A 5114-nucleotide genomic window follows, 5' to 3' on the forward strand; every position below is an offset into this window, starting at 1 on the left:
GACCCCACACGGGGTCCCCGTTCCTTCATATACGGCACCCAGCCCACGCCACAACCACGCCTACATATTCCTACCGGAAAACACACTCTGAAAACAACGGACAAGACCTCAACGGGGGACATATCCACCAGCGTCGTTACGATGTACGACATCGGACACACCCAACGAAGGGAATGGATATGCAATACAGCACGATAGGCACCACCGGCATCAATGCCTCGCGCGTGGCCCTCGGCGTGATGCGGTTGAACGGCAAGAGTCGCCAGGAGGCCTCACGAATCGTCGGCACGGTCATCGACCAGGGCGTCAATTTCTTCGATACCGCCGACGTATACGGCGACGGACAGAGCTCGCTCGCACTCAACCAGGCGCTGGACGATCTGGGTGTCAGCCGTGGAGCCGTATACCTGCAGACCAAGGTCGGCATCGTCAGCGGACAGCGCTATGACTTCTCCAAGCAGCATATCCTGGACTCCGTTGCTCAGGAGCTCACCCGTCTGGGCACCGATTACGTGGACCTGTTGCTGCTGCATAGGCCCGACACCCTGGTGGAGCTCGATGAATTGGCCGAGGCGTTCAATCTCCTGCATCAACAGGGCAAGGTGCGTTATTTCGGCGTCAGCAACGTCAACCCGATGCAGATCGAGCTGCTGCAGAGCGCGATCAGCCAGAAGCTGCACGTGAACCAACTGCAGTTCGGCTTGGGCCATGCGGATATGATTCGTCAGGAATTCCACGTCAATATGAGCGATGCTGCCAGCATCGACCATGACGGCGGCACACTGGCGTACACCAGGCTCAAGCATATGACCATCCAGGCGTGGAGCCCCTTCCAGTACGGGTTCTTTGACGGCACGTTCATCGACAACCCCGAATTCCCCGAACTCAACGACCAGCTGCAACGCATCGCGGAGAAGTACGGTGTGACCAAGAACGCCATTGCCACGGCCTGGATTCTGCGGCACCCCGCCAAGATGCAGGTGCTGTTGGGCTCGATGAATCCCGAACGGCTCACGCAGATGATCCAGGGTGCGGATATCACGCTGGACCGCCAGGAATGGTACGACCTGTATTTCGCTGCCGGTAACGATCTGCCGTAGCGCCTGCTGTGTCGCCGTGCGTCGGGATTGACCGCGTAAGGCGGTTCAGGCGGGGCCATATGATGTGAGCATGCATTATTTCACACCGAAGCGCTGTGCGTCGTCGAACAAGATCATGTATCACGACAAGGCGCAGGCGCAACGTGCCGCCGACGAGAGCTTCAGGGAACGGGGCATCGAGCTGTGGGTATACCGGTGTGAATTATGCGGAACGTGGCATCTGACAAGCCGCGACCCCGATAGCTCATATCGATACGTGCCGTTGAACCAGCAGATTCGTCCGCATTCACGGAAGAAAGGGTATAAGCCGCGGCGTCGTTGACGGTGCCGGTGTGCTTGTGCCCTGCGTCCCGTGCCGGCCGGCTCAGCCGCGCCGGCGGTGTCTGCGATTGACGAACGCCTTGGAACCGCGATCGGCGAGGGTGGTCAGGATGGCGCCGAACGCCGCCGACGCGCCCGCGAACAGCACGCTCATCAGCAGTCCCTGCTGCGCGTCCTCGCCGGCAGCCGCCTTGGCGGTGCGCGACGTACCGCGGTTCCACAATGCCTGGAACAGTTTGCCCGCAACCAGACCGGCCAGCGTCGGGATGAAGTATTTGATGAGTTTGTCGCCCAGGGAGTCCGGGTCGTTGAGCCGTTGTTCGCGCATGGCGTTCACCCTTTCATCGATGGCGTGGAACCCAGCGACGATCTGGTCTGCTGAGGAACCCGAGTCTGCCATGTAGTCCACATACTCGTCGGTCATGGTTTCCATCATAGACGTGGCCGTCTCCGGCTGTCTCCGGACAGTATCTGACCGGATGTCGATTGCCGCATGAACGTGGGCGTGCGAGTACAGTATGAGGTATGACTGACACGATTGTTGGCGGCAACGATGCCCCCAAGCCCGGTCGCCTGGTGCTGTTGCGGCATGGGCAGACCGCATGGAGCGTTTCCGGGCAGCACACCGGACGAACGGATATCCCGCTCACCCCCGCCGGCGAGCATCAGGCGATTGAGGCCGGGGTGCGGCTGAGGGAGTCGTTCCCCGATGGATTCGCCGAGGGATGCGTATTCGCCAGTCCCCTGCGGCGGGCGCGGCAGACCGCGGCGCTGGCCGGGTACGGCACGCATAACGTGCTGCCGTATATTGCGGAATGGGATTACGGCCGTGCCGAGGGGCGCACCCGTGGCACCGTGTCGCAGCTGCTGGGGCGGCCCTGGGATCTGTGGCGCGACGGAACGGAATCGCTGCCGGCCGCTATGGACGGCGAACGTGTGGAGACGCTGCCGGGCGGTGTGCAGGTGACGGTGCGTAACGGCCGTGGCGAGACGCTGGATGAGGTGGCCGCACGCACCACCGTGGCCATCCGCGAGGTGCTGCCGTTGATTGAGGAGGGCCATGACGTGCTGCTGGTGGCTCATGCCCATGTGCTGCGCATCCTGACGACCCAATGGCTGGGCATGGATCCGCTGACGGCCAAACTGCTGCGTCTGGATACGGCGCGGTATTCGGTGCTGAGCCAGTATAAGGGAGACAACGTCATCGAGCAGTGGAACGTGTGAATCACGCTACTCGCGAATTGATAACGTGTGCAGTATCCTTGAAACAGTTGTCATTCGAGTGTGGCGTGCGGTGATAAGCGCGTTCTTGCATGCGGGGAGGCGTAGTCCATGAACAAGGCGGGTATTCGTGATGTGGCGGAAGCCGCCGGTGTGTCGATCTCGACGGTGTCTCGTGCCTTCACCCGTCCCGATCTGGTCTCCGAGAAGACGCGCAGCAAGGTGCTGGAAACCGCCGACCGTCTGGACTTCAACATCTCCCGTTCGGCCACGGCGCTGAAATCGGGGCAGACGTACCGTGTGGCGCTGCTGATGAACGAGGACATCACCAGCTGGTTCAACACCCAGGTATTCGCCGGGGTGGAGTCGGTGATGCACGACGCCGGGTATGACATCTCGCTCTACCAGCACATCGACACCGCGGAGAACCGTCGGGACTTCTTCACCACGCTGCCGGTGCGCCGCAACGTCGACGCGGTGTTCGTGGCCTCGTTCGCCGTGGACGCCGAGGAGATCGAGCAGCTCAAGCGCACCCATGTGCCGATCATCGGCATCAACACCCCGACCACGGAGGGTTTCGACGCGTCGATCAGCATCGACGACGAGAACGGGATGTTCACGGCGGCGCAGCATCTGATCAATCTGGGGCATAAGCATATCGTCTATACCTGCTCGGCCCCTGTGGAGACCATGCACTCCAGCATCGACGCCCGTGCGCGTGGGTTCATCCGCGCCTGCAAGGCCGCGGAGGAGAGCCGCGAACTGGACTGGGAGGTGATCACCGTGCCCCGGGGGACAGAGTTCGTGGAGTCCACGCTGTCCTCGCTGCTGGCGTTGGATGATTTCCCCGACGCGATCTGCTGCCAGATGGATATGATGGCGATCCCATTGGTGCTGCGACTGGTGCGGTACGGGCACCATACGCCGCGGGATTATTCGATCATCGGGTTCGATGACAGCCCGTACGCCGACACGGTGAACCTGACCACCATGCGTCAGAATCCGCACGATATGGGTATCAGGGCGGCGCAGAAGGCGCTGGCGCTCATCCGGGAGGAGCCGCTGGACACCCCGCATGAGATCGTGCAGCCGCATCTGGTGCTGCGCGGCACCGACCGCCTGTACGAGGGCTGAGCCGACTGGTCAAGCCGGTCAGGCCAGCAGGAAGTTGGCCAGCCCCTCGTAGTCGGCACCCTTCAGTGACAATACGGCGGCCTGCGACTCCATCGGATCGGAATACGGGGAGATGCCGGTGCGCAGGTAGACGCCATCGATGCCGGCATGTCGGGCGCCTAGGATGTCGTTGCTCTCGTCGTTGCCCACCATGACAGTCCGGTCGGCGGTGGTTCCGGCGCGGTCCAATGCGCGGGCGAAGAACTCCTTGCCGGGTTTCCGGACATGCTCCTCGCTGGAGATGAGGATGTCGTCGAAGACGTCATCCAACCCCAGCATGGTCAGTTCGGGGCGGGTGTAGCAGGATTGGGCGTTGGACACCAGGACGACGCGCAACCCGCGGTCCTTCAACAGCTTGAGTATGTCGAGGGCGCCCGGATACAACCAGATCAGGCGCGTCGAGGCCTGACGGAACACCCAGGCCGCCTTGCGGCTCAGCCGTTCCCCGACGCGCATGCCGCGCAACGAGAACATCGCACGGTAGGTCGGCAGCAGGTCCGGCTCGTAGAACGCCGGATCGTGCCCGACCGGCACCGCCGATGACAGCGCCCTCGCGCCCATGAACCGGTCACGCAACTGGTCGGCGCTGTCGTAACGCGCGCCGGCCTCGTCGAGGAAATCACGCAACGTCTCCCATGCCTCCGGGTCATCCTCATCGGTACGGATGTCCACCAGCGTGCCGTACAGGTCGAACAGCACGGTATCGTACCGGCGATCGCCTGAATCCTGCTCCGCGACGACCGTACGGAACCGTTGCATGCCCGAACCCATCGGAATCACCCCTTGTCAGAAGGAAAACGCCACGAAACTCTGCGGGCCAAGCGTCACCGTGGTGCCGTCGGCCGCCACATTGCCCCGACTGAGTTCCATCGTAGGGGTGCCGTGAGACGTCGCCGCATCCGGCAGTGGGAACGATTCGGCCCCCAGTCCGGGATTCAACGCGATGACGAGTCGATCCGAGCCGTCGCGGGAGGTGCGCGCGTAGGCGAAGAGGCGTCCGTGCTCCGGCGCCGCGATGACGTCGAAGGCGGCGTCGGCCTGCAGCGCGGCATGGTTCTCGCGCAGCGCCAGCACGGTGCGGACCCAGTGGTACAGCGATCCGTCGTCCGCCTGCTGGGCCTCGACGGTCGGCGCGTCGGGAGCCGGGTCAACCGGCAGGTACAGGTCGCCGGCGTCGGCCGTGGAGAAGCCGAGGTTGGCGCTCGCGTCCCACTGCATCGGGGTGCGGGTGCCGGTGCGGACGTAGCCGCCCTCCTTGGTGGGCAGGTTGCGGTACCGCATGCCGATCTCGTCGCCGTA

7 protein-coding genes are annotated in these 5114 nt (G+C 63.2%); 4 read left to right on the plus strand and 3 right to left on the minus strand.

The window, feature by feature from the left end; translation table 11 throughout:
• Positions 1 to 179: 179 nt before the first annotated feature.
• Both B4C31_RS00860 and B4C31_RS00865 read left to right on the plus strand, forming a co-directional pair.
• Positions 180 to 1100 (plus strand): aldo/keto reductase, encoded by a 921-nt coding sequence (locus B4C31_RS00860; protein ID WP_291530951.1) that lies wholly within the window; start codon positions 180 to 182, stop codon positions 1098 to 1100.
• A 70-nt stretch (positions 1101 to 1170) separates the two neighbouring features.
• Positions 1171 to 1422, plus strand: coding sequence for a hypothetical protein (locus B4C31_RS00865; RefSeq protein WP_081883228.1), 252 nt, complete (start codon positions 1171 to 1173; stop codon positions 1420 to 1422).
• Between the two features lie 42 nt (positions 1423 to 1464).
• Here the strand turns inward: B4C31_RS00865 and B4C31_RS00870 are convergent, their stop codons facing one another.
• Positions 1465 to 1845 (minus strand): DUF4235 domain-containing protein, encoded by a 381-nt coding sequence (locus B4C31_RS00870; RefSeq protein ID WP_291530952.1) that lies wholly within the window; start codon positions 1843 to 1845, stop codon positions 1465 to 1467.
• A gap of 101 nt (positions 1846 to 1946) precedes the next feature.
• On the opposite strand from B4C31_RS00870, the gene B4C31_RS00875 reads away from it, so the two are divergent.
• Together B4C31_RS00875 and B4C31_RS00880 are read left to right on the plus strand one after the other, a co-directional pair.
• Positions 1947 to 2645 (plus strand): histidine phosphatase family protein, encoded by a 699-nt coding sequence (locus tag B4C31_RS00875; protein WP_291530953.1) that lies wholly within the window; start codon positions 1947 to 1949, stop codon positions 2643 to 2645.
• Positions 2646 to 2753: 108 nt separating this feature from the next.
• Complete coding sequence (locus B4C31_RS00880; RefSeq protein WP_291530954.1) at positions 2754 to 3776, plus strand: LacI family DNA-binding transcriptional regulator; 1023 nt, start codon at positions 2754 to 2756, stop codon at positions 3774 to 3776.
• 18 nt (positions 3777 to 3794) lie between these two features.
• Here the strand turns inward: B4C31_RS00880 and B4C31_RS00885 are convergent, their stop codons facing one another.
• Both B4C31_RS00885 and B4C31_RS00890 read right to left on the minus strand, forming a co-directional pair.
• On the minus strand, positions 3795 to 4586 hold the full coding sequence (locus tag B4C31_RS00885) for an HAD family hydrolase (RefSeq protein WP_291530955.1): 792 nt from the start codon (positions 4584 to 4586) through the stop codon (positions 3795 to 3797).
• Positions 4587 to 4601: 15 nt separating this feature from the next.
• The coding region (locus tag B4C31_RS00890; protein WP_291530956.1) for a DUF3459 domain-containing protein at positions 4602 to 5114 on the minus strand (513 nt) is incomplete at its 5' end.

The organism is Bifidobacterium sp. UBA4282, assembly GCF_002394995.1.
Classification (GTDB): domain Bacteria; phylum Actinomycetota; class Actinomycetes; order Actinomycetales; family Bifidobacteriaceae; genus Bifidobacterium; species Bifidobacterium pullorum_B.

Excerpts from the sequence above, each read along its gene's own strand:
- B4C31_RS00860 (WP_291530951.1), top strand. The coding sequence starts at position 180 with ATGCAATACAGCACGATAGGCACCACCGGCATCAATGCCTCGCGCGTG.
- B4C31_RS00865 (WP_081883228.1), top strand. The coding sequence starts at position 1,171 with ATGCATTATTTCACACCGAAGCGCTGTGCGTCGTCGAACAAGATCATG.
- B4C31_RS00870 (WP_291530952.1), bottom strand. The coding sequence starts at position 1,845 with ATGACCGACGAGTATGTGGACTACATGGCAGACTCGGGTTCCTCAGCA.
- B4C31_RS00875 (WP_291530953.1), top strand. The coding sequence starts at position 1,947 with ATGACTGACACGATTGTTGGCGGCAACGATGCCCCCAAGCCCGGTCGC.
- B4C31_RS00880 (WP_291530954.1), top strand. The coding sequence starts at position 2,754 with ATGAACAAGGCGGGTATTCGTGATGTGGCGGAAGCCGCCGGTGTGTCG.
- B4C31_RS00885 (WP_291530955.1), bottom strand. The coding sequence starts at position 4,586 with ATGGGTTCGGGCATGCAACGGTTCCGTACGGTCGTCGCGGAGCAGGAT.